At 73.9% G+C, this 24,139-nt stretch carries 13 protein-coding genes, 1 tRNA gene and 10 pseudogenes; 17 read left to right on the top strand and 7 right to left on the bottom strand.

The window, feature by feature from the left end; genetic code table 11:
- Together KPL57_RS27775 and KPL57_RS27770 are read right to left on the bottom strand one after the other, a co-directional pair.
- Positions 1-342 (bottom strand): annotated as a pseudogene (locus KPL57_RS27775) (acetyl-coenzyme A synthetase); the annotation flags it as partial.
- A complete protein-coding gene (locus KPL57_RS27770) occupies positions 339-1,913 on the bottom strand; it encodes an acetate--CoA ligase (protein WP_226353730.1) in 1,575 nt (524 codons plus the stop codon). The gene KPL57_RS27770 and the pseudogene KPL57_RS27775, both read right to left, overlap by 4 nt.
- 335 nt (positions 1,914-2,248) lie before the next feature.
- Between KPL57_RS27770 and KPL57_RS27765 the strand changes: the two genes are divergently transcribed.
- A complete protein-coding gene (locus KPL57_RS27765) occupies positions 2,249-3,001 on the top strand; it encodes an oxidoreductase (RefSeq protein ID WP_226353729.1) in 753 nt (250 codons plus the stop codon).
- Positions 3,002-3,899: 898 nt separating this feature from the next.
- Here the strand turns inward: KPL57_RS27765 and KPL57_RS27760 are convergent.
- Both KPL57_RS27760 and KPL57_RS27755 read right to left on the bottom strand, forming a co-directional pair.
- Positions 3,900-4,833 (bottom strand): annotated as a pseudogene (locus KPL57_RS27760) (IS5 family transposase).
- A gap of 190 nt (positions 4,834-5,023) precedes the next feature.
- Positions 5,024-5,983 (bottom strand): HAD family phosphatase, encoded by a 960-nt coding sequence (locus KPL57_RS27755; protein WP_226353728.1) that lies wholly within the window; start codon positions 5,981-5,983, stop codon positions 5,024-5,026.
- A gap of 672 nt (positions 5,984-6,655) precedes the next feature.
- Between KPL57_RS27755 and ssd the strand changes: the two are divergent.
- The 8 genes and pseudogenes from ssd to KPL57_RS27715 all read left to right on the top strand — a co-directional run.
- A pseudogene (ssd, locus tag KPL57_RS27750) lies at positions 6,656-7,396 on the top strand (septum site-determining protein Ssd); the annotation flags it as partial.
- Between the two features lie 98 nt (positions 7,397-7,494).
- Positions 7,495-7,746, top strand: coding sequence for a hypothetical protein (locus KPL57_RS27745; RefSeq protein ID WP_226353727.1), 252 nt, complete (start codon positions 7,495-7,497; stop codon positions 7,744-7,746).
- Positions 7,743-8,899, top strand: a pseudogene (locus KPL57_RS27740) (TadA family conjugal transfer-associated ATPase). The gene KPL57_RS27745 and the pseudogene KPL57_RS27740 overlap by 4 nt, the downstream one beginning before the upstream one ends.
- Before the next feature lie 26 nt (positions 8,900-8,925).
- Positions 8,926-9,714, top strand: coding sequence for a type II secretion system F family protein (locus KPL57_RS27735; RefSeq protein ID WP_226353732.1), 789 nt, complete (start codon positions 8,926-8,928; stop codon positions 9,712-9,714).
- The gene (locus KPL57_RS27730) at positions 9,711-10,424 is read left to right on the top strand and encodes a type II secretion system F family protein (RefSeq protein WP_226353726.1); all 714 of its coding nucleotides are present in this window, start codon (positions 9,711-9,713) and stop codon (positions 10,422-10,424) included. The genes KPL57_RS27735 and KPL57_RS27730 overlap by 4 nt, the downstream gene beginning before the upstream one ends.
- A gap of 58 nt (positions 10,425-10,482) precedes the next feature.
- Positions 10,483-10,683: a DUF4244 domain-containing protein gene (locus tag KPL57_RS27725; protein WP_149663265.1), complete on the top strand. Its 201-nt coding sequence runs from the start codon at positions 10,483-10,485 to the stop codon at positions 10,681-10,683.
- The gene (locus KPL57_RS27720) at positions 10,661-11,191 is read left to right on the top strand and encodes a TadE family type IV pilus minor pilin (RefSeq protein ID WP_226353725.1); all 531 of its coding nucleotides are present in this window, start codon (positions 10,661-10,663) and stop codon (positions 11,189-11,191) included. Before KPL57_RS27725 ends, KPL57_RS27720 begins: the two co-directional genes overlap by 23 nt.
- Positions 11,188-11,622, top strand: coding sequence for an Rv3654c family TadE-like protein (locus KPL57_RS27715; RefSeq protein ID WP_226353724.1), 435 nt, complete (start codon positions 11,188-11,190; stop codon positions 11,620-11,622). The genes KPL57_RS27720 and KPL57_RS27715 overlap by 4 nt, the downstream gene beginning before the upstream one ends.
- A gap of 374 nt (positions 11,623-11,996) precedes the next feature.
- On the opposite strand, the gene KPL57_RS27710 is transcribed toward KPL57_RS27715, so the two are convergent.
- Positions 11,997-14,564 (bottom strand): DEAD/DEAH box helicase, encoded by a 2,568-nt coding sequence (locus KPL57_RS27710; protein WP_226353731.1) that lies wholly within the window; start codon positions 14,562-14,564, stop codon positions 11,997-11,999.
- A gap of 419 nt (positions 14,565-14,983) precedes the next feature.
- Here KPL57_RS27710 and KPL57_RS27705 point away from each other — a divergent pair, with 419 nt between their 5' ends.
- From KPL57_RS27705 to KPL57_RS67485, 6 genes and pseudogenes are all read left to right on the top strand, one after another.
- A complete protein-coding gene (locus KPL57_RS27705) occupies positions 14,984-17,287 on the top strand; it encodes a sodium-translocating pyrophosphatase (protein WP_226353723.1) in 2,304 nt (767 codons plus the stop codon).
- 2,301 nt (positions 17,288-19,588) lie between these two features.
- Positions 19,589-19,960, top strand: a pseudogene (locus tag KPL57_RS70420) (toprim domain-containing protein); the annotation flags it as partial.
- Between the two features lie 80 nt (positions 19,961-20,040).
- A pseudogene (gene topA / locus KPL57_RS27695) lies at positions 20,041-21,543 on the top strand (type I DNA topoisomerase); the annotation flags it as partial.
- A gap of 175 nt (positions 21,544-21,718) precedes the next feature.
- A pseudogene (locus KPL57_RS67495) lies at positions 21,719-21,892 on the top strand (topoisomerase C-terminal repeat-containing protein); the annotation flags it as partial.
- A 3-nt stretch (positions 21,893-21,895) separates the two neighbouring features.
- A complete protein-coding gene (locus KPL57_RS67490; protein WP_264198634.1) occupies positions 21,896-22,189 on the top strand; it encodes a topoisomerase C-terminal repeat-containing protein in 294 nt (97 codons plus the stop codon).
- Positions 22,183-22,269 (top strand): annotated as a pseudogene (locus tag KPL57_RS67485) (topoisomerase C-terminal repeat-containing protein); the annotation flags it as partial. The gene KPL57_RS67490 and the pseudogene KPL57_RS67485, both read left to right, overlap by 7 nt.
- 297 nt (positions 22,270-22,566) lie before the next feature.
- Here KPL57_RS67485 and KPL57_RS70415 read toward each other — a convergent pair.
- Positions 22,567-22,665: a hypothetical protein gene (locus KPL57_RS70415; protein ID WP_308253046.1), complete on the bottom strand. Its 99-nt coding sequence runs from the start codon at positions 22,663-22,665 to the stop codon at positions 22,567-22,569.
- Positions 22,650-22,995, bottom strand: a pseudogene (locus KPL57_RS27680) (GatB/YqeY domain-containing protein). Before KPL57_RS27680 ends, KPL57_RS70415 begins: the two are co-directional and overlap by 16 nt.
- Positions 22,996-23,140: 145 nt before the next feature.
- Between KPL57_RS27680 and KPL57_RS27675 the strand changes: the two are divergent.
- Both KPL57_RS27675 and KPL57_RS27670 read left to right on the top strand, forming a co-directional pair.
- Positions 23,141-24,026, top strand: a pseudogene (locus KPL57_RS27675) (metallophosphoesterase).
- Positions 24,027-24,064: 38 nt separating this feature from the next.
- Positions 24,065-24,138: transfer RNA gene (locus KPL57_RS27670), tRNA-Pro, on the top strand.
- Position 24,139: the final 1 nt, after the last annotated feature.

The raw sequence follows: 24,139 nt of genomic DNA, 5'->3' as shown, positions 1-24,139 counted from the left end.
GGTCGAGACGTCGCCGACGTCCCGGTTCTCGGCGACGTCGCGCAGCAGGCGGCGCATGATCTTTCCGGAGCGGGTCTTCGGCAGCTCCTCCACGACCAGGATCTGGCGCGGCTTGGCGATCGGGCCGATCTCCTTGGAGACGTGGTCGCGGAGCGCCTTGATGGCCGCCTCGCCCTTCGCCTCGTCCTTCGACGCGCTCCCGCGCAGGATCACGAACGCGACGATCCCCTGGCCGGTGGTCTCGTCGGAGGCGCCCACGACCGCGGCCTCGGCGACGGTCGGGTGGCTGACCAGCGCCGACTCCACCTCCGTGGTCGAGATGCGGTGCCCGGAGATGTTCATGACGTCGTCGACGCGGCCGAGCAGCCAGATGCGCCGTCGTCGTCGTACTTGGCGCCGTCGCCGGCGAAGTAGTAGCCCTGCTCGGCGAAGCGGGACCAGTAGGTCTCCTTGTAGCGCTCGGTGTCGCCCCAGATGCCGCGCAGCATCGAGGGCCAGGGCTTGTCGAGGACGAGGTAGCCGCCCTCGCCGTTGCCGACGGGGGTGCCGGTGTCGTCGACGACGGTGGCCGAGATGCCCGGCAGCGCACGCATGGCCGAGCCCGGCTTGGTCGCGGTGACGCCCGGCAGCGGGGCGATCATCTGCGAGCCGGTCTCGGTCTGCCACCAGGTGTCGACGATCGGGCAGCGCTCCTTGCCGATCTTCTCCCGGAACCACATCCAGGCCTCGGGGTTGATCGGCTCGCCGACCGTGCCGAGCACCCTGAGCGAGGACAGGTCGTACTTCGCGGGGATGTCCTCGCCCCACTTCATGAACGTGCGGATCAGCGTCGGGGCGGTGTAGTAGATCGAGACCTTGTACTTGTCGACGATCTCCCAGTGCCGGCCCTCGTGCGGGGTGTTCGGCGTGCCCTCGTAGATCACCTGCGTGGCGCCGTTCGCGAGCGGCCCGTAGACGATGTAGGTGTGCCCGGTGACCCAGCCGATGTCGGCGGTGCACCAGTAGACGCTCTCGCCGGCTTGTGGTCGAACACCACGTTGTGGGTGTACGCGGACTGCGTGAGGTAGCCGCCGGAGGTGTGCAGGATGCCCTTCGGCTTCCCGGTGGGTGCCCGAGGTGTAGAGGATGAACAGCGGGTGCTCGGAGTCGAAGGACTCCGGGGTGTGCTGGTCGGACGCACCGTCGACGACGTCGTGCCACCACACGTCGCGGCCGTCGGTCCACGGCACGTCGGTCTCGGTCCGCTTGACGACGAGGACCTTCTCGATCGAGGTGCCCGCGACGGCCTCGTCGGTGTTCTCCTTCATCGGAGCCGGCTTGCCGCGCCGGTACTGACCGTCGCTGGTGATCAGCACCTTGGCCTCGGCGTCCTCGATGCGCGCCTTGAGCGCGCCCGGGGAGAACCCGCCGAACACGACGCTGTGCAGCGCGCCCAGGCGGGCGCAGGCCAGCATCGAGAACACGGCCTCGGGGATCATCGGCAGCTGGATGGCGACGCGGTCGCCCTTGCCGACGCCCAGCTCGGTCAGCGCGTTCGCGGTCTTGGAGACCTCGCGCTGCAGGTCGGCGTAGGTGATGGTGCGGGAGTCGCCGGGCTCGCCCTCCCAGTGGATGGCGACGCGGTCGCCGTTGCCGGCCTCGACGTGCCGGTCGGCGCAGTTGTAGGCGACGTTCAGCTCGCCGCCGACGAACCACTTCGCGAACGGGGGCTGCCAGTCCAGGACGGTGTCCCACTTCTTCGTCCAGTGCAGACGGTCGGCCTGCTCGGCCCAGAACCCCTCGCGGTCGTCATCGGCACGGTCGTACCAGTCTGCGGTGGCGTTCGCCTGCGACGCGAACTCCTCCGACGGCGGGAACGACCTGCTCTCGCTGGAGAGCGCGCTGAGCGCGGAACTCTTCTCGGACTCGGCCATGTCCTGGTGTCCTCCTCGACGCGGCGGGTCACTTCGGGCCGACGTGGCGGCCTCGGGCGCACTCGGTGTGCGCACACGTGTGCGGTCCGACGCTAGTGAACCGTCCTCGCCCGTGCACCGTCTGTCGGGACAGGTACCGACGGGACACGGACGCCACACCTGACCGTCCGCGCAGGTGGGGGGCCGTTCCCGGGTGCGACAGGGTGTCCGCGGGGCCCCGACGGCGGGCGGGCGGATGTCCGGCGGTCGACGGATCACCACGACCGGTCGCCGAGCGGTCCACACCGCAGGGGTACTTACCCGGCGGTAGCCCACCGGTTGGGACGATGACGTCCATGGCCCGCCCCGCAGCAGCCGATCCGCTCGCCCCGCTCGCCGCACTCCCCGGCGTCGCCGAGGCGGTCGCCCGCGCCCGCGACGCGGCCACCGAGGTGCACAACCAGCCGGTCAACCGGCGCGGCTGGCCCGCGACGGCCGCCGAGGCCGCCCTGCGCGCCGCCCGCTCCTCCGCCGCGATCGACGGAGCCCCGCTGCGGCCGGTCACCGCCGACCACGTCTCCGACCCGGTCCTCGCGGGCGCCGTCCGGATCGCCGACGAGCGTGCCAAGCTCCTCGACACCTGGCGCCGGGCCCCGCTGCAGGGACTCGCCCGGCTGCACGTGCTGGCCGCGGGGGACCTCGTGCCCGCCGAGGAGCACGAGCAGGTGCTGGGCCGGCCGCGCCCGGCGACGTCGGCGCGGCTCACGGCACTGGCCGACCTGATCGGCGGGGGCACCTCGGTGCCGGCTCCGGTGCTGGTCGCCGTCGTGCACGGCGAGCTGCTGACCCTCGCGCCGTTCGGCACCGCCGACGGGGTCGTGGCCCGGGCGGCGGCCCGGCTGACCGCGATGTCGACCGGGCTGGACCCACGCGGTCTGTCGGTGCCCGAGGTGGGGTTCCTGCGCCGCACCGCGGAGTACCGGGAGGCCGCGGCGGCGTTCGCGTCCGGGACGCCCGACGGGCTGGCCCGCTGGATCGTCCACACCTGCGCGGAGTGGGAGGCGGGCGGCCGGGAGGGCCTGTCGATCGCCGCCGCGCAGTCCGGCTGAGCACATGAAGGAGCCGGGTGGCGCCCCGAGGGGCGCCACCCGGCCCGACGTGGGAACCGGCGTCCTGGCGTGCACTACGTGCCGTGTTGCGCGGCCTCGGCGCCCGGCGTCCCGGTTCGCAGGCCCACGACGACATGCCTCCCGCGGCGTGCTCGGCGTGGACGTGGTCCGGTCCCCAAGTACGGAGCCCCGTCAGGGGAGACGCCTCTTCTCCTCCGAGACGCCCCTGGCCCGGCCGGGGTCCGTGGCTCCTTCGTAGACCCGGAACGTGATGTGGGCAACCCCTTCACCGATGTGCACCGGTTCAGCAGCACAGGGTGACCGGCGACGACCGCCCGGTGGGTGCACGACGACGCACGGACGGCGGTCGCGGTCGGGGTTGTGGGCGCGTTCCTGCTCCGCGACCTGCACACCTGACTGGGTTCGCACTCCCGCACCGCGGCACTCCGCCCAGGACCGCCCGCATCGGCGTGACCGGTCGCGTTGATGCACGGCGTCGGCGTTGTTGGACGGCGTCGGCCACGCCGGGCCGCTCCGGTCGAGCCGTCCGCCCGCCGCGCCTGCCCATCCGCCCACACCTGCCCGTCGCCCCGGTCGCCAGCCCGCCCGGTGCGCCGTGGGGCCGTGCGACGCCGTCGATTAGTACATGAGCGCTGGTGGCCGCTGTCTGGGCAGCACTCATGCACTGATCGACAGTGGGTCGGCGCTGGACGGCGCGACACGGCGCCGCGCTGTCCTGCTCTGTACCGCTGTCCGGCACGGCGCGGACCTGTGTGGCTCAGCCCGGCGCGGCACGGTCCATCCCCGCCCCCCGCGACCCCCTGCTCCGGCGCCCCCTCCGGTTCTGGCGCCCTGCCCCGTCGCCCCTCGTCCCGCGCCGCCCCTCCGCACGGATCGATCAGCACATGAGCGTCGTCCTGAGAGCGTGTTTGGAAATTCTAGTGGGTTGAGGGTGTCGTGTGTTTCTGCTGGCGGGTGGCGGGGTATCCACGGGCGATGCGGCGGGTGATGGTGTTGATCGCGGCCCAGCGGATCATGGCTTCGGATGTGGTGGGGTGGCGTTCGTAGTCTCGGGCCAGGCGTCGGTGTGCGGTGAGCCAGGCCAGGGTCCGTTCGACCACCCACCTTCGTGGGAGGACGGTGAATCCGCGCTGCTCGGGTGGCTTGCGGATGATCTCGATCGTTGTCTGCAGGATCGTGGCGGCCCAGTCGAGCAGTCGCCCGGCGAAGCCGGCGTCGGCGTAGACGAACCGCACCCTGGTGCGCAGGTAGAGGTTGAGCAGGATCGGCTTGGCGCCGTCGCGGTCCTGTACCGAGGCCGAGCACACCATCGTGGTCAGCAGCAGACCGAGGGTGTCGGTCACGATGAACCGTTTCCGTCCGCCTGTCTTCTTCCCGGCGTCGTAGCCGCGGGAGTCCTGGCCGACGGTGTCGGCGCCCTTGACCGACTGGGAATCGATGATCCCCGCACTCGGCTCCGGATCACGGCCCTCGGCGATACGTAACTGCCCCCGCACGACCGGGAGGATCTTCTCGGTGACCTTCTGCTGTTCCCACTGGTTGAAGTACCAGTAGACGGTCTGCCAGGGCGGGAAGTCCACCGGCAACGCCCGCCAGGCACACCCGGTCCGCACGACATACAAGATCGCGTCCAGCACGTCCCGACGAGCATGAGCAACAGGCCGCCCCCGCCGCGCGAGCGGCGGTAACAACGGCTCGATCACCACCCACTGGGCATCACTGGTGTCCGAGGGGTACCGGCGCGGTCGTTCCTGCATGCCGACCACGATGGAGCACCCCAGCCGTGTCGACCATCCCGACACACCCACCATTTCCAAACACGCTCTGAGCGCCGCGAGCAGCACTGACGTGCTGATCGACGAGCACCGGGCCCGCACAGCGAGCACTCCCCGATCACGCAGTGCGCAGTCCTCAGGCGAGGCGGGACGAGGACGCCGGTCGCGCGAAGCGCAGACCGCTCACCTCGGGCCGCGCCGTCCTGCCCCCAGGCCGGCCGTCGTGTCAGCGGCCGCCGCGGGCGGACCGGGTGACCGCTGCGCCGGCCAGCAGCGCCGCGAGCACCCCGCCGACCGCGGCCGCGCCGAGCAGCGCCGGGTCCCGCCACGGCCCCGCCGCACCGACCCCGCCGGCGTCCGGACCCTCCGCGTCGATGGCCGGGCCGGCGGGAGCACCGCCCCGGGCCCCGGCCGCGAACCGGTCCGACAGCCGGTCGCGCAACCGGAACAACCGGTCCCGCCGGGACGCCGCGCGGACGAACGCGAGCACCGGCCACCCCCGCTCACGGGCGATCGCCCGCAGCTCGCGGTCGGGGTTCACGACGGACGGCTGGCCGACCGCCTCCAGCAGCGGCAGGTCGGTGATCGAGTCGGTGTAGGCGGCGCAGTGCGCGAGGTCGAACCCCAGCTCCTCGGCGATCTCCCGGGCCGCGACGGCCTTGCCCTCGCCGTAGCAGTAGAACTCGATCTCCCCGGCGTAGCGGTCGTCCACGACGTGCATCCGCGTCGCCCGGAACCGTTCGATCCCGACCAGCTCGGCGATCGGCTCGACGACCTCGAGCCCCGACGCCGACAGCAGCACGATCTCCGCCCCCTGCCCGCGGTGGTGTTCGATCAGCCGGAGCGCCTCCGGGTAGACGAGCGGACCGATGATCTCCTGCAGCGTCTCGGCGACGATCGTGCGGACCCGCGCCACCTCCCAGCCCTCGCAGATCAGCACCATCCGACGGCGCAGGGTGTCCATCGTGGACGCATCTGCCCCGGCGAGCACCAGCAGCAGCTGGGCCCACGCCCCGCGCAGGACGGTCGCGCGGTCGATCAGACCGGCACGGGCGAACGGCCGCGCGAACGCCAGCGCACTCGACCCGGCGATGATCGTGTTGTCGAGATCGAGGAACACCGCCTGGGGGACGGTGGCACCGGCGGTCCGGTCCGGTGCGGCGGGGGCTCTGGAGGTCTCGGGCACGACGTCCAGCGTGCCGGAAACGCGGAGCGCACGTCCCCGGCCCTCCACTCCGTCCACATCCCCGGCCGTCGACCCCACTGCGTGCCCCACCGTCCCTGCACCGCTCCGCCCGGCTGCGAGCAGACCGATGCCCAGCAGCGGAGAGTGATCGGCTGCATGCGACCGGTCGCCCGGACGCGCCCACCGGTCAGTGGCGCACTTCACGCCGTCGGGAGCCGGGAGTGACGTCGTCACCGGTACCGGTCGGCGCAGGCCACGGCCGGGGTATGGGCGCGACCGGCATGTTCCGGCTACAGTTGACCGAGCTCGGACCTGGTCCGAGCGGGTTCAGCTCGACCCCCCGGGGCTGAACCGCCCGACGGCCCCCGCCAATCCCCCCTGGCGGGGGTCGTCCTACGTCCGGGCCGGGACGGACACGGTCGTGTCCCCCGCCGCCGCCTCCGCGCCATTCCTCGTGGCTCCGTGCCGCTCCTGCGTCGCTCGCCCGCGCGAGGGTCCGCCCCTCTGCTCCATCCTCCCGCGCGGGACCGACGGAACCGGGGAGTTGTCCACAGGCCGAGCCGTTTCCACGAAGTTGTCCACAGGCCCGCGATCGAGGCCGGCGGGGCCCTCCCGAGGCCGCACGCTCGATACCGGGGCTCGCACCGGCGGGCCGGTGTAGAGGACGACGCGATGGACCGGCGCTGCCTGATCGTGGCCGACGATCCCGAGCTGCTCGACGCGCTGCTGCGGCTGGCCGCAGCAGCCGACATGGACGCCCAACGCGCGGTCGACGCGGCCGACGCCCGCCGGGCCTGGGCCCGTGCACCGGTCGTCCTGCTCGACCGGTCCGGGGCCCGGCGCTGCGGCGAGGCCGGTTTCCCGCGCCGCGACGGCGTCGTGATCACCGTCCCCGGTGAGCCCGCCGCGGAGGACTGGCGGCTCGCCGTCGCCCTCGGCGCGGACCGAGTCGTGCAGCTCCCCCAGGGTGAGGCAGGCCTGGCCGGGATCCTCGCCGACGCCCGGGAACGCGCAGCGGGCGACGGGCGGGCGGGCCGGGTGCTGGCCGTGGTCGGCGGCTGCGGTGGGGCGGGTGCCTCGGTGCTCGCCACCGCGGTCGCGCTGACCTCCGCGCGAGCCGGGGAGTCCGCGCTGCTGGTCGACTGCGACCCGCTCGGCGGCGGCCTCGATCTGATGGTCGGGCTGGAGCAGGAGGCCGGGCTGCGCTGGCCGGAGCTGTCGGTCGGCGACGGCCGGGTGCGCGCCGCGTCGCTGCACGCCGCGCTCCCACGGGCCGGGTCCGGGCGCACCGCGTTGTCGGTACTGTCCTGCGCACGCTCCCCGCACGGACCCGAACCGGCCGCGGTCACCGCGGTCCTCGACGCCGGGCGCCGCGCGGGCGGCACCGTCGTGTGCGACCTGCCCCGCTACCCCACCGACGCCGCGCTCACCGCTCTCGGCAGAGCCGACCTGACCGTCCTGGTGGTGCCCGCCGGCTGCGGTCCTGTGCCGCGGCCGCCCGGGTCGCCGACGTGCTCGCCGAGCATGCCCGGGCCGTGGAGCTCGTCGTGCGGGGGCCCTCCCCCGGCGGGATCACGCCCGACGAGATCGTCACCTCTCTCGGGCTGCCGCTGCTCACGACCATGCGTCCCGAGCGGGACCTCGCCGGCGCTCTCGAACGGGGCCGCACGCCCGGCTCCGGGCGGGGCCCGCTGGCCACCGCGGCCCGGGCCGTGCACGAGCGCCTCTCCGGTACGGCCGGCATCCGGCGGGCGGCCTCGTGAACCCGCTGGTCGACCGGGTGCGGGCCCGGCTGGCCGACGCGGGCGGCGAGACCGGGCCGGCCGCCGTCGCCGCTGCGGTGCGGGCCGAGTCCGGTGGGGTCGCGTCCGATCTGGACGTCCTCGCCGCGCTCCGCACCCTGCGCCAGGAGTTCACCGGAGCGGGCCCGCTCGACGCGCTGTTGCGCGACCCGATGACCACCGACGTGCTGGTCACCGCGCCCGACGCCGTCTGGGTCGACCGCGGCGACGGACTGCGCCGCACCGGCATCACCTTCACCGACGAGGCCGCGGTCCGGCGACTCGCCCAGCGCCTGGCACTCGCCGCGGGCCGCCGCCTCGACGACGCGAGCCCCTGCGTCGACGGCAGGCTCCCCGACGCCGGGGTCCGGCTGCACGCCGTCCTCCCACCGGTGGCGGCGGCCGGGACCGCGATCTCGCTGCGGGTGCTGCGTCCCGCCGGGCACGACCTGGCCGCGCTCCGGCGGACCGGCACCCTCGACGCGACCGGCGAGGCACTGCTGCGCGCGATCGTGGGCGCCCGGCTGGCCGTGCTCGTGGCCGGCGGGACGGGGAGTGGCAAGACCACTCTGCTCAATGCGCTGCTGGGCGCGGTCGACCCGGGCGAGCGCCTGATCACCGTCGAGGACGCCGAGGAGCTCTCCCCACGCCACCCGCACGTCGTGCGGCTGGTCGCCCGGCCGCCGAACATCGAGGGCTCGGGCGGGTTCCGCTGCGCGAACTGGTGCGTCAGGCGTTGCGGATGCGGCCGGACCGGCTGGTCGTCGGCGAGGTCCGCGGCGCCGAGGTGTGCGACCTGCTGGCGGCGATGAACACCGGTCACGACGGCGGCGGCTGCACCGTGCACGCGAACTCGGTCCGCGAGATCCCGGCCCGGATGCGCGCACTGGCCGGGCTCGGCGGGATGTCCCCCGCCGCGCTCGACGGTCAGCTGACCGCCGCCGTCCAGGTCGTGCTGCACATGCGACGCCGCCCCGGCGCCGGCCGGACGCTCGACGAGATCGGCGTGCTGGGCCGCTCCGACGACGGCACCCCACACGTCACCGCCGCCTGGAGCCGCGGCTCCGGGGTCGGGCCGGGCCGCGACGAGCTCGCGACGCTGTTGCGCGAACGCGGGGTCGGTGTGCCGTGCTGAGCGCACTTCCCGGGACGCCGCAGGGCGTGACGGTTCCCGTCCTGCTCGCGCTGGCGGTGCTGACAATGCCCGCGGCGCCGGGGCGGTCCCGGTGGCGGGCCCTGACCGGCACCGGGACCGCCCTCCCGACGGCCCGGCTGCTCGCTCCGCCGTTGCCGCTGCTCGCCGCCCCGCTGGGGTGGCTGCTCCTGGGCCCCGCCGGCGCGGTGTGCGCAGCGGGGGTGGCGTGGGGAGTGCGGCGCCGGATCGCCACACGTCGGGCCGCGGACCGGGCCGGGTCGACGGCGGCCGAGCTCGCCGACGCACTCGCCCGGATCACCGACGAGCTGCGCACCGGCGCGCACCCCGCGGCCGCGCTGGCCGGGCACGTGCACGACGGGCCGCTCGCCCGCGCACTGCTCGAGCCGGCTGCGGTCGCTGCGAGGATCGGTGAGCCGGTCCCCGAGGCCCTGCGTCGGACGGCGCGGGGCCCCGCCCGGCGCGATGTCGAGCGGGTCGCCTCGGCCTGGGAGCTCGCCGACACCCACGGTGCCCCGCTCGCCGACCTGCTCACCGGTCTGCTCGACGACATCCGCTGGCGGATCGCGCACGGAGCCCGGGTGCGAGCCCAGCTCGCCGGGCCTCGGGCGACGGCGTCGGTGCTGACCGCGTTGCCGTTGGCCGGAATCGGTCTCGGGCAGTTGATGGGCATCGCGCCGCTGACCGTGCTGCGCACCGGGCTGCACGGGCCCGCTCTGCTGCTGACCGGGGTCGGCCTCACGGTCGCGGGGGCGGCGTGGGCCGACCGGATCCTGCGTGCGGCGGTGCCGACGTGACCGCGGCCGCGCTCGGGCTCGCCGCGCTCGCCCTGGTCGTCGGCGGCGGGCGTCCCGGACCGGGGCGGCTGCGCGGGCTGCGTGCCGTCACCGGGGCGACGACGGCCGCGGCGCCGCCCCGCACCGCGGTCCTCGCGGTGCTCGTTCCCTCCGGGGCCGCGCTCGGCGGAGCTCTCGGCGGGATGGGCGGCGCGGTCGTCGGCGCCGCACTGGGCGGCGGGTTGCTGTGGCTCGCCCGGCGGGCGGCCCGCGGGCCGGCTGCGTCGGTGGACTCCGCGGATCTGGCCGCCGCCTGGGACCTCCTGGCGACCTGCCTCGCCGCCGGTCTCGCCGTGGCGGACGCCGTCGGAGCCGCGGCCCGGCGGCTCGACGGCCCGGCCGGTGAGGCGTTGCGCAGGGTCGCGGGCCTGCTGGCGCTGGGCGCCGACCCCGAGGACGCCTGGGCCGCCGCCGGCCCGGTCCCCGAACTCGCCGGGTTCGCCCGCGCGGCGGGCCGGTCGGCCCGCACCGGTGCCGCCCTCGGACGCTCCGCCACGGCGGAGGCCGCCCGGCTGCGCGCCGGTCTCGCGGATCTCGCCGAGGAGCGGGCGCAGCGCGCCGCTGTCCGCATCACCGCCCCGCTGGGGCTCTGCTTCCTGCCCGCCTTCCTGGTCCTCGGCATCGTGCCGGTCGTGATCGGGCTGGCCGGGGAGGCGTTCGCACGGTGGTGACCACCGCCGCGCGGCGACCGGGTCCGCACTCCGCGGGCCCCCGACGAAGGAGACACCGATGACCCCCACCCGTTCCCTGCTGCACCGCCGGCTGCGCGCACTCGCCTCGGACGACGACGGCATGTCCACCGTCGAGTACGCCGTCGGCACCGTCGCCGCCGCGGCCTTCGCCGCGCTCCTCTACGCGATCGTCAGCGGCGGAGACGTCCTCGCTGCCCTCACCGGGATCGTGCAACGTGCACTGTCCACGACGCTCTGACAACGGCCGCGACAACCCGAGCCGACCCGACCGGCACGACCGCGGACACGGCGGCCGCCGTGTCCGCGGCCGCGCCACTCGCCGTGGTGCCGCGGTCGGCCCCACGAGCGGCCCGCCGTCCTGGCTGGCGGACGACCGTGGCGCGGTCACCGTCGAGGCGGCGCTGGCGCTCGGCACCCTGGTCGCGGTCACTGCGGCGGCGGTCGGAGCCGTCGCCGCGGTGGCGGCCGGGGTCCGCTGCACCGACGCCGCTCTCGAACTGGCCCGCCAGGCCGCGCGCGGTGACACCGAGCGGGGTCGGGCCGCGGCCGCGCAGCTCGCACCGGCCGGGGCCGAGCCCGAGCTCCGCGTCGACGGCGATCTCGTCGTCGTGACGGTGCGGGTCCGGCCGGTCGGGCTGCTCCCGGTCACGATCAGCGGTGCCGCGACCGCCGCGGTCGAACCCGGCGTCACGGCAGGCGCGGTCCGTTCCGGGTCGGCGCCGGCGCAGCCCGGTGGCGCGCCATGAGCCGGCACGCCCCGGTACGCCGCGGAGGCGACGCGGGCGGCGCCTCGGTCTGGGCCGCGACGGCCGCAGCGGTGCTGCTCCTGGTCGGCACCGTCGGTGTCGACCTGGCTGCCGCGGCCCGCGCCCGGCACGTCGCCTCAGCCGCCGCAGACCTGTCCGCGCTCGCGGCCGCGGGACAGTCGGTGGACGGCACCGCTGCCGCCTGCGCCCGTGCCTCCGACCTCGCCGTCCGCAACGGCGCCGAGCTGCTGACCTGCCGCCTCGACGGCTGGGACGCCCTGGTCGAGACCCAGGTCGCCTGGTCGGGGCTGCTCCCGCTCCGGGGTCCCGCACGGGCGAGGGCACGCGCGGGTCCGGCTCCCGTCGACGCGGGCACGCCCCCGGCGAGCGGGCCCGTGGACGGTTCGGTTCCGGCCGTGGAGCCGTCGTGAACACGCCCGGACGTGATCACGATCTCGGTGAGCGGTCCGCGCCTCCAGATGAACGGACGGCGAACCCCGGAGCACGCCGTCATCACGATTGCTTACGACGAACGTCCCAACGCAACGGCATTTCGTCGTGGGGGCGTGACCGATCACCGACGTTGCGCGGCCCACATCTGGTCACTGTCGCGACACTCGGGCCTACTAGGAGTCGCGAGGACGGGCAGGGTCCGGTCCGCCCCCGCCACGAAGACCACGCTCCCCAGACAGCGACGACGTCGGAGCGCCCCTGGCGCCCCCGTCCGATGTCGTCGCACGTGGTTGCCACCGGTCCGCCCCCGCCCCCGACGGGCGGGCCGGTGGTACCCCGTCCGGTCCCGCGGTCACCGCGAGCCGGTCGGGGTCCCGCCTTCCAGCGCGGCCAGGACCAGATCCAGCACCTGCACCGCCCCGCTCTTGTCCAGCGGATTGTTGCCGTTGCCGCACTTCGGGGACTGCACGCACGAGGGGCATCCGGTGCGGCACTCGCAGTCCCGGACCGCGGCGCGGGTCGCCGCCAGCCATCGCCCCAGCACCTCGTGGCCGCGTTCGGCCAGCCCTGCGCCGCCGGGGTGCCCGTCGTGCACGAACACCGTCGGGAGCCCGGTGTCGGGGTGCAGCGCGGTGGACAGGCCACCGATGTCCCAGCGGTCACAGATCGCGAACAAGGGGAGCAGTCCGATCGCGGCGTGCTCGGCGGCGTGCAGGGCACCGGGGAGACGTGCCTCGTCGATGCCGGCGTCGGCGAGCGCGTCGGGGTCGATCGTGTACCAGACCGACCGGGTGTCCAGACTCTGCTGCGGCAGGTCCAGCGGCGTCTGGTCGAGCACCGTCCCGTCCGGGGTCCGTCGGCGGTACGCGACGACCTGGCTGGTCACCGTGGTCGCGCCGAAGCAGACCTGCACCGGCCCGCACCGGCGGTGCTCCAGCACCTCGAGCACGGCGACGTCGGAGACCGACTGGGCCTCGGTGCGCCAGTCCGGGGCCTCGGCGTGGACGAGCGCGACGCCGTCGTCGAGGTCCAGCTCGTCGACGACGAAGCTGTCGCCACGGTGCAGGTACACCGCACCGGAGTGGATCGTGCCCGGGGCCGAGCCGCCGTCGACGGTGCCCAGCATCCGCCCGGTGGCCGCCTCGACCACGGCGACCTGCCCGAGTCCGGAGCCCCGGATGTCGACGTGCGCGGCGGGTGCGTCGCCGGTGTCGGGCCAGAACCAGCCGTGCGGTCGGCGGCGCAGCACGCCCTCCTCGACCAGGGCGTCGAGGACCTCCACCGCCGGCGCTCCCCCGAACATCTCCTCGACGTCGACCGTGGTCAGCGGCATCTCCGCGGCCGCGCACGCCAGCTGCGGAGCGAGCACGTACGGGTTGACCGGATTGAGCACGCAGCTCTCGACCGGCGCACCGACCAGCGAGCTCGGATGGTGGACGAGGTAGGTGTCGAGCGGGTCGTCGCGGGCGACGAGCACGACGAGTGCCTCGTCGGCGGCGCGCCCGGCACGCCCGGCCTGCTGCCAGAACGACGCGCGGGTTCCGGGGAAGCCGGCCTGCACCACCGCGTCGAGCCCCGAGATGTCGACGCCGAGCTCGAGGGCGTTGGTGGTTGCGACCCCGATCAGCTTGCCCGACATCAGGTCGGCCTCCAGCGCACGACGCTCCTCCGGCAGGTAGCCGCCGCGGTAGGCGGCGACCCGCGCGGCCAGCTCGGGAGCGATCTCGGCGACCTGGCGCTGCGCACCGAGCGCGGTGAGCTCGGCGGCCCGCCGGGACCGGACGAAGGCCAGGGTCCGCGCGTCCTCCAGGACGAGGTCGGCGAGCATCCGGGAGACCTCGGCCCCGGCGGAGCGGCGGACCGGCGCCCCGTTCTCCCCGGTGATCTCGGCGAGCAGCGGCGGCTCCCAGAACGCGACGGTGCGACCGGCATGCGGGGACCCGTCCTCGGTGACGGCGACGACGTCGCGGCCGGTCAGCCGGGACGCGAACTCCTCCGGGCGGGCCACCGTCGCCGAGGCGAGCACGATCGTGGGGCGTGCGCCGTAGCGGGCGGCGAGGCGCAACAGCCGTCGCAGCAGCAGTGCCACGTGCGAGCCGAACACCCCGCGGTAGGTGTGGCACTCGTCGACCACGACGTAACGCAGCCGGCGGAGGAAGGTCGTCCAGCGTCCGTGCCGGGGAAGGAGCGACCGGTGCAGCATGTCCGGGTTGGAGAAGACCCACCGGCAGTGCCTGCGGACCCAGTCGCGCTGGTCCATGGGGGTGTCACCGTCGAAGGCGGCAGGCCGGACACCGTCCGGGGCGAGCCCGTCGAGGGACCGCAGCTGGTCAGCTGCGAGTGCCTTGGTCGGGGCGAGGTACAGCGCCGTGGACCGCGGGTCCTCGGCCAGCCCGGCGAGCACCGGGAGCTGGTAGACCAGCGACTTCCCCGACGCCGTCCCCGTCGCGACGACGACGTCGGCGCCGGAGTGCACCAGTTCCGCCCCGTGTGCCTGGTGCGACCACGGGCGGGTCACGCCGCGGGCCGCCCAGGCCGTGCGCAGCGGTTCGGGTGTCCAGCCCGGCCAGTCGACCTGGCGGCCGGGCCGTGCCGGAATCCGCACGACGTGCCGCAACGGGTCGTCGACGGCGCCGGCCGGATCATCGCCATCGACACCATGGAAGCAGGGAAGATCGGCAGGGCCAGGAGGACGGCTGGAACCGGCAGGGCCGCGGGAGCCGGCAGAGCCGTCGGGGTCGGTCGGCCTCCCGGAGCCGCGCGCTCCGTCCGGACCGTCGAACCCGTCCTGAGCCGCGAACGCCCCGGCGCCCGGTCCCGGCCTCGGCGGGACCGTCTCCGCCGGACCGGACGTCCACGTGGCGTCGGCACGGGCCGGGTCGAGGCCCGAGCCCGCCAGCACGCGGCGCAGCAGCTCCATCCCGCGCTGCGACCCGTCCGGGCCCTGCGTGCTCTCCGCCGTCACTCCCACGACCGACCACGATGGCACAGATGTTCGAACGATCCGAGGTCGCTCCCGGTGTCCGCCCCCGGCCGACGGGCGCGGGACGTGCGGATGACAGAAGTGGTTGCGTCGCAGGTGATCTGCAGGTTCCCGGATTGCGTCGCGACATCGTGTGGGATTGATCACCTTTGCCAGTTCGTTACGTCTTGTGATCCCAATCGCACTGAGGGATGTCCCACACTCATAGACTGCACCAGCCCGGTCACCGGTGGACGCCGCCCGGGCCCAGTCGACGCCGACGAGGCCGTCGCCGCCCGGCCGGGTCGCGCCACAGTGACCCCGACCCGGCCGCCGGGGACCTCGCCGGCCGGATCCTTTCCACCGGGAGGACACGGATGTCCCAGCCCACCTACCTCGCCCAGGGCCTCGAGCTCGGCGCGGGGGACCTCACCATCGTCGGTGTGGTCGCGGTGGTCGCCCTCGTCGCCCTGGTCGTCGGCGGTCTACTGCTGCGGGAGGTGCTCTCCTACGGCGAGGGCACCCCGAACATGCAGGAGATCGGCCGCGCGGTCCAGGAGGGCGCCACGGCGTACCTCAACCGCCAGTTCCGCACGCTCGCGATCTTCGCCGCGATCGTGTACGTCCTGCTCTTCGCGCTCCCCGCCGAGGACCTCGGTGAACGCATCGGACGATCGATCTTCTTCGTCGTCGGCGCGGTCTTCTCCGCGATCATCGGCTACCTGGGCATGTGGCTCGCCACCCGCGCGAACATCCGCGTCGCCGCGGCATCCCGCGAGCCGGGCGGACGCGAGAAGGCGACCCGCATCGCGTTCCGCACCGGCGGCGTCGTCGGCATGTTCACCGTCGGCCTCGGCCTGTTCGGGGCGGCGATCGTCGTGCTCGTCTATGCCGGCCAGGCGCCCCGCGTCCTGGAGGGCTTCGGTTTCGGCGCGGCACTGCTCGCGATGTTCATGCGGGTCGGCGGCGGCATCTTCACCAAGGCCGCCGACGTCGGCGCCGACCTGGTCGGCAAGGTCGAGCAGGGCATCCCCGAGGACGACCCCCGCAACGCGGCCACCATCGCCGACAACGTGGGCGACAACGTCGGTGACTGCGCCGGCATGGCCGCCGACCTGTTCGAGTCCTACGCGGTGACGCTGGTCGCCGCACTGATCCTCGGCACCGCGGCGATCGGCCTGCAGGGCCTGCTGTTCCCGCTGATCGTCCCGGCGATCGGCGTGATCACCGCGATCCTGGGCGTCTATCTGACCAAGGCCCGCGCCGGGGAGAACACCCTGCGGGCGATCAACCGCAGCTTCTACCTCTCGGCGCTGTTCGCCGGCGTGCTGTCCATCATCGCAGCCTACGTCTACCTCCCGAGCACCTTCGGCGAGCTGCTGAACCCGACCGACACCAGCGTCGTCGGGCTCGCGGGCGACCCCCGCCTGATCGCCTCGGTCGCCGTGGTCATCGGGATCGTGCTGGCCGCGGTCATCCTCAAGCTGACCGGCTACTACACCGGCACCGAGGACCGCCCGGTCAAGGACGTCGGCGAGTCGTCGCTGACCGGTGCGGCCACCGTGATCCTGTCCGGCATCTCGATCGGCTTCGAGTCCGCCGTCTACACCGCGCTCGTCATCTCCGCGGCCGTCTACGGGGCGTTCCTGCTCTCCGGCTCGATCGTCGTGTCGCTGTTCGCGGTCGCACTGGCCGGTACCGGCCTGCTGACCACGGTCGGCGTCATCGTGGCGATGGACACCTTCGGCCCGGTCTCGGACAACGCGCAGGGCATCGCGGAGATGTCCGGCGACGTCGAGGGCGACGGCGTCGACATCCTCACCGAGCTCGACGCGGTCGGGAACACCACCAAGGCGATCACCAAGGGCATCGCGATCGCCACCGCGGTGCTCGCGGCGACGGCGCTGTTCGGCTCCTACCGCGACGCGATCAGCCAGGCCCTGGCCGGGGTGAACATCGCCGCGCAGGACGCCGGGACCGCGTTCGCCTACGAGGTGTTCAGCCCGAACACCCTGGTCGGCGTGATCATCGGCGCCTCGGTGGTCTTCATGTTCTCCGGCCTCGCGGTCAACGCGGTGACCCGCGCCGCGGGCGCCGTCGTCTACGAGGTGCGCCGCCAGTTCCGCGAGCACCCCGGGATCATGGACCGCACCGAGCGCCCGGAGTACGGCCGCGTCGTCGACATCTGCACCCGGGACTCGCTGCGCGAGCTGGCCACCCCCGGCCTGCTCGCCATCTTCGCCCCGATCGCGGTCGGGTTCGGTCTCGGCGTCGGCCCGCTGGCCGGCTACCTGGCAGGTGCCATCGCGACCGGCGTCCTGATGGCGATCTTCCTGGCCAACTCGGGCGGCGCCTGGGACAACGCCAAGAAGCTCGTCGAGGACGGCAACCACGGCGGCAAGGGCTCCGACGCCCACGAGGCGACGATCATCGGCGACACCGTCGGCGACCCGTTCAAGGACACCGCGGGCCCCGCGATCAACCCGCTGATCAAGGTCATGAACCTGGTCTCGGTGCTGATCGCCCCCGCGGTCGTGGTGCTGTCCACCCCGGACGCCAACCCGGTGATCCGCGTCCTCATCGCGATCGTCGCGGTGGTGATCATCGCGGCCGCGGTGGTGGTCTCGAAGCGCCGCACCTCGGCGATCACCGACACCCCTGCCGAGAGCTCGGTCGGTTAGCCGACACCTCGCAGGACCACGGCGGCCGCTCGTCCCATCGGGACGGGCGGCCGTCTTTCGTCTCGGGACGATTCGGATACTCTCCGCCGGACCGCAGTGATCACCCCCGACGGAGGAGCGATGCGGACATCGCGAGGTCTCGCCGCGCTCCTCGTCGCCCCGGCCGTCGTGCTGGCGGGCTGCGGCCCCTCCGGGCCGACCGTCGAACAGTGGACCGACTCGATGTGCGCGGCCGTGCTGCCCTTCGTCCGCACCGCCGTGGACGCGCCCGCGGAGACCCCGGATCCGGCGCGCGCAGCGGCTGCGGGCCCTCTCCGACTACCTGACCCGCACCACCCAGGCCGCCGACGGCGCGCTGGGCGACCTGGACCGGCTCGGCCCGGCCCCCGTCGACGACGGCGAGGCCCTCTCCGCGCGGCTCCAGGGCGGACTCGGCGAGATCCGCTCGGCGTTCTCCGGGGCGCGCTCGCGGGTCGACGCCATCAACCCGGCCGACCCGGCCGCGGTGCAGCGAGACCTGCCTGCCGCGCTGGAGCCGCTCGCCCGCCTCGCCGGGACCACCGGGCCCTCGACGAGGTCACCGGCAACCCGGCGATCGCCTCGGCGTTCCGGGCCTCGACGGCCTGCACGGACCTCACCCGAACGGCGGAGCAGGCCCGCCCGACACCGCCGCCCGGCGGCCCCGCCGATGCCCGAACGGGTCAACCGGGGAGGGCGGAGGCAGCTGACCCGCGGCGGCGTCCTACCGTCGACCACTGTCCGTGTCCCGGGCCCCCACGGGCCCCGACCCTGGAGCCCGACGATGGCCACCCCCCGCCCGGCGCGCACCGCCCGGGTCCTGCTCCCCACCCTGCTCGCCGCGCTCCTGGCCGGCGGCTGCGCGTCGAGCGTGGCCGGCACCCCCGCGGCGGACCCGGCCCCCCGACCGACCGCGGGCGTCGGCGCCGACCCGGTCGCCTGGGGCGACAAGGTCTGTGGCGCGACCCTGGCCTACTACCAGCCGCTCAACACCCCGCCGAACTACGACGGCGCCGACCTCGCCGGGATCAAGACGCGCCTGTCGGAGTACCTCGGCAAGGTGGCGGCCGGCATCGACACCGGCAAGAAGCAGCTGGCCGCGGCCGGGCAGTCCCCGGTGAGCGGCGGCGACGCGTGGGCCGCCGCGGTCCGCGACATGCTCGACCGGTCCGGCACGACGATCGCCCAGGCCAAGAAGGACGTCGACGCCATCGACCCGAACGACGTCCAGGCTTCAAGGGCAAGCTCGACGGCGCCCAGCAGAAGCTGCGGACGATCTCCGGCGCCCAGGGCTGGACAAGATCGGGCCCACCCCGCGGCTGGACAAGGCGTTCGCGACCGCACCGAAGTGCGTCGCACTCAAGAAGATCAACGGCCCCGCCTGACCCGGTGCGTCCCCCGTCCGGCACTCCCCGCTGGGCAAGGTCGAACATGCGTTCTATGCTTCGCGGGTGCCGCAGATGTCGCTGTTCTCCGCGGAGGCCCGGCCGGCCGGGCTGACCGACCTGGCCGGGCTGCTCTGCGGGGCCGGGCGGATCGAGCGGTTCGGCGCCGGGGACACGGCCCGGTTCGACGTCCCCCTGCCGATCGAGGGGCGCGAGACCGCGCTGGCCGCGCTGGCGGCCGCCCGCGGCGTCACCCTCGCCCCCGGGGCGTCCGGGATGCACAGCGCGTTCCGGCGCGACCTGGTCCCGCCTGGCCCGCGCCTGGTGCACGCCGGACGGTCGCAAGCAGATCCCGCCGGACTTCCAGCTCGACGGCGCCGCGCTCCGGCTGTGGGCACTCGCCGCGGGCACTCCCGACCTGCGCGGCGGGTACCTGCTGCTGCTCGATCCACAGGCGTCGTGGACCAACGGCCCGCTGATCGCCGCCGCCACCCGGGCCGGTCTGCCCCCGGCACGGCTCGCCCCGGGGGAACACGGCGCGCCCGGCCCGGCGTTACGCCTGCACGGAGCGCGTCGACTGGCCCGACTGGTGGAACTGGTGGGCCCCGCGCCGCGGATGACGAATCCGGCCGACTGGCCCCGGTACCGCGGCCGACCGGCCGCCTGACCTGCCGAACTACGGCTGGGTCTACGCTGGCGACTCGCCCGCTCCCAGTGGCACGAGCCACGACACGGAGCGACGACGGTGTGAGATCGTGCGATCGTCGACCCCGAAGAAGACGCTCAGCGCAACCGTCCCGGCACGCTCCGGGACCGCACGATGCACCTGTACGGGGTCGGATAACGGCGACGACGTCGCAGGGATCGCGACGCAGCCGAGGAGATGAGGTAGGACCACGTGGCAGCAGCGACAACGGGAACGACGGGTTCGGCACGCACGTCGGGGGGCAGCACGCGCAAGCCGACCTCGACGGCGAACGCATCCGGCCGCCCGACGCGCCGCCTGGTGATCGTCGAGTCCCCCAGCAAGGCGAAGAAGATCCAGCCCTACCTGGGCAACGACTACATCGTCGAGTCCTCCGTCGGGCACATCCGTGACCTGCCGCGCGGTGCGGCGGACGTGCCCGCCAAGTACAAGGGCGAGTCCTGGGCGCGGCTCGGCGTCGACGTCGACAACCAGTTCAGCCCGCTCTACATCGTCACGCCGGAGAAGCGCAGCACCGTCTCGGAGCTGCGCGAGGCGCTGAAGACCGTCGACGAGCTCCTGCTCGCGACGGACCCCGACCGCGAGGGCGAGGCCATCGCCTGGCACCTGCTGGAGACCCTCCAGCCAAGGTCCCGGTCCGGCGGATGGTCTTCCACGAGATCACCGAGTCGGCGATCCGGGCGGCCGCGGAGAACACCCGCGAGCTCGACCAGCACCTCGTCGACGCGCAGGAGACCCGCCGCATCCTGGACCGTCTCTACGGTTACGAGGTCTCCCCCGTGCTGTGGAAGAAGGTCATGCCGAAGCTGTCGGCGGGCCGCGTCCAGTCGGTCGCGACCCGACTGATCGTGCAGCGCGAGCGTGACCGCATCGCGTTCCGCTCCGCGGAGTACTGGGACATCGCCGCGACCCTCGACGCCGGGGAGAAGGCCACCCCGCGCTCGTTCGGCGCACGGCTGGTGCAGGTCGACGACAAGCGCGTCGCCACCGGCCGCGACTTCGACTCGCTCGGGCAGCTGAAGAAGGGCTCCGCCGAGGTCGTCACCCTGGACGAGGCACAGGCACGCCGCCTCGCCGACGGGCTGCAGGACCGTCCGATGCAGGTCGCCTCCGTCGAGTCCAAGCCCTACACGCGCAAGCCGTACCCGCCGTTCATGACCTCGACGCTGCAGCAGGAGGCGGGCCGCAAGCTGCGATTCTCCTCCGAGCGCACGATGCGCAGCGCGCAACGCCTGTACGAGAACGGCTACATCACCTACATGCGTACGGACTCGACGACGCTGTCGGCGACGGCCATCGAGGCCGCCCGCTCGCAGGCCCGTGAGCTCTACGGCGACGCCTACGTCGCGGACTCGCCGCGCCAGTACACGCGCAAGGTGAAGAACGCCCAGGAGGCCCACGAGGCCATCCGGCCCGCCGGCGAGACCTTCCGGACCCCCGGTGCGATCGCCCGCGAGGTCGACGGCGACGACTTCCGCCTCTACGAGATGATCTGGCAGCGGACCATCGCCTCGCAGATGAACGACGCCCGCGGGACCACCGTGAGCATTCGGATCGCGGGTACCGCGGGGACCGGCGAGAAGGTCGTGTTCGCGTCCTCCGGCCGCACCATCACCTTCCCCGGCTTCCTCAAGGCCTACGTCGAGACCATGGACGACGAGTCCACCGGCCAGGCCGACGACGCCGAGTCCCGGCTCCCCGAGCTGACCGAGGGGCAGGCGCTGACCGCCACCGAGCTGGTGCCCGACGGGCACTCGACCAGCCCGCCGTCGCGCTTCACCGAGCCCGCGCTGGTCAAGGCGATGGAGGAGATGGGGATCGGCCGGCCGTCGACCTACGCGTCGACGATCAAGACCATCCTCGACCGCGGCTACGTCTGGAAGAAGGGCTCCGCGCTCGTCCCGTCGTGGGTGGCCTTCGCCGTCGTCGGGCTGATGGAGCAGCACTTCGGCCAGCTCGTCGACTACGACTTCACCGCCGCCATGGAGGACGACCTCGACTCCATCGCCTCCGGGACGACTCCCGCGTGCACTGGCTGTCCGGCTTCTACTTCGGCGACGAGGGCGCGGACACCGGTCGGAGATCGCGAAGGCGGGCGGCTGAAGAAGCTCGTCGGCGCGAACCTGGAGGAGATCGACGCCCGCACGGTGAACTCGATCCCGATGTTCACCGACGCCGAGGGCCGCGACGTCGTCGTCCGGGTCGGGGCGCTACGGCCCGTGCCTGGAGCGGATCGTCGACGGCGAGTCCCAGCGGGCCAACCTGCCCGACGACCTGGCCCCCGACGAGCTGACCGAGGAGATCGCCGAGAAGCTGTTCTCGGTGCCGCAGGAGGGCCGCAAGCTGGGCACCGACCCGGTCACCGGCCACGAGATCGTGGCGAAGGAGGGGCGCTTCGGCCCCTACGTCACCGAGCTCCTGCCCGAGCCGGAGGTGCCCGAGGGCGCCAAGAAGAAGCCGGCGAAGCCGAAGCCGCGCACCGGGTCGCTGTTCAAGTCGATGTCGGTCGACACCGTCACCCTCGAGGACGCGCTGCGGCTGCTGTCGCTGCCCCGGATCGTCGGCACGGACCCGGACTCCGGTGACGAGATCACCGCGCAGAACGGCCGCTACGGCCCGTACCTGAAGAAGGGCACGGACTCGCGGTCGCTGTCGAACGAGGAGCAGCTCTTCACGGTCACCCTGGAGGAGGCCCTGGAGATCTACTCCCAGCCCAAGCAGCGGGGCCGTGCCGCCGCGGCACCGCCGCTGCGCGAGCTGGGTGAGGACGCCTCGACCGGCAGAAGATGGTGATCAAGGACGGCCGGTTCGGCCCCTACGTCACCGACGGCGAGACGAACGCCAGCCTGCGCAAGGGCGACTCGGTCGAGGAGATCACCGACGAGCGGGCGTCCGAGCTGCTCGCCGAGCGGCGGGCGAAGGCCCCGGCGAAGAAGACCACGACCCGCAAGCCGGCCGCGTCGAAGAGCACCACGACCAAGAGCTCTGCGGCCAAGACCGGCACCCGCACGGCGCGCGAAAGAAGACCACGACGCGCAGCACGGCGGCGAAGAGCACCACGACGAAGTCGACCGGGACGCGCACCCGCAAGACCCCCACGACCTGAGTCGAGGACGGGCCTCGCACCGGAGCGATCCGGTGCGGGGCCCGTCGTCGTCGACGTGGGCGGGTCAGCCCGCGGCGAGGGCCTTCTTCACCGCGGCGGCGACACGACCGCCCTCGGCGCGGCCCGCCGCGGCGGCGTTCGCCTTCTTCATGACCTGCCCCATCTGCCGCATGCCGGGCCGCGCCCCGTCTCGGCCTCCACCTCGGCGACGGCGGCGGTCGCCAGGGCGGCCACCTCGTCGTCGTCGAGCTGGGTCGGCAGGTACCGGGCGAGGACCTCGCCCTCGGCGCGCTCACGGTCCGCGGACTCGGGGCGGCCGCCGTCGGCGAAGGCCTGGGCGGACTCGGCGCCGCTTGGTCTCCTTGGTGATGACCGCGCGGACCTCGTCGTCGTCGGAGAGCTCCCGGGCGGTGTCACCGGCCACCTCGGCGTTGCCGATCGAGGTCAGGACGGATCGCAGGGTCGTCCGGACCAGCTCGTCCCTGGCCTTCATCGCGGTGGTCAGGTCGGCCCGCAGCTGCTCCTTGAGGGTGCTCACGGGTCGCCACGATAGTCCCGCGACGTACGCTGGATCGCGTGAGTATCGCTGGGACCCTCGCACGCACCGCCGCCGGAGCCGCCCTGCTCGGGCCTCGGGCATCGGGTACGCGGCGGGGATCGAGCGGCGGCACTGGACGCTGCGCCGGGTCGAGCTCCCCGTCCTCGACGAGGGTGCGCGGCCGCTGCGGATCCTGCACCTGTCGGACTTCCACCTCATGCCGGGCCAGCGCAGCAAGATGCGGTGGATCGCCGCGCTCGACGAGCTCGACCCGCACCTGGTGATCGACACCGGGGACAACCTGGCGCACCCCGACGCCGTCCCGGCGTGCTGACCGCGTTGGGGAGGCTGCTGGAGCGGCCGGGCGCGTTCGTGTTCGGCAGCAACGACTACTACGGCCCCACCCGGAAGAACCCGGCCCGCTACCTGCGTCGCGGGGACACCAGGCGGGTGCACGGGGCGGACCTGCCCTGGACCGACCTGCGCGCCGCGTTCCGCGAGCACGGCTGGGTCGACGCCACCCGCGCGGCACCTGCTCGAGGTCGACGGCCGGTCGGTCCGGATCGCGGGCGTCGACGACCCGCACCTGAACCTGGACCGCTACCCGCGCATCGCCGGCCACGACGCCGACGCCCGACCTGCGCATCGGGCTGACCCACTCCCCCGAGCCGCGGGTGCTCGACGGCTTCGCCGCCGACGGCTACGACCTCGTCCTCGCCGGCCACACCCATGGCGGCCAGCTGCGGCTGCCCGGCTACGGCGCGCTCGTCACCAACTGCGGGATCGACCGGGGCCGTGCCCGCGGGGCGAGCCGCTGGGGCAGCCGGATGCGGCTGCACGTGTCGGCCGGGCTGGGCACCTCGCCGTACGCGCCGGTGCGCTTCGCGTGCCCGCCGGAGGCCTCGCTGCTGACCCTCGTCCCGCGGACGACCGGCCCCGATGCGCGGACGGGAACCCCCGCGCAGGCCACGGAGGGCATCGGGTAGAGTTCTCCAACGGCTCACGGGGAGACCCGAGTGTCCATCGGGGTGTGGCGCAGCTTGGTAGCGCGCTTCGTTCGGGACGAAGAGGTCGCAGGTTCAAATCCTGTCACCCCGAC

It is taken from the genome of Pseudonocardia sp. ICBG601, assembly GCF_020496245.1.
Note: the sequence above shows the minus strand (reverse complement) of the source record. Positions and strands in the feature narration are given on the sequence as shown.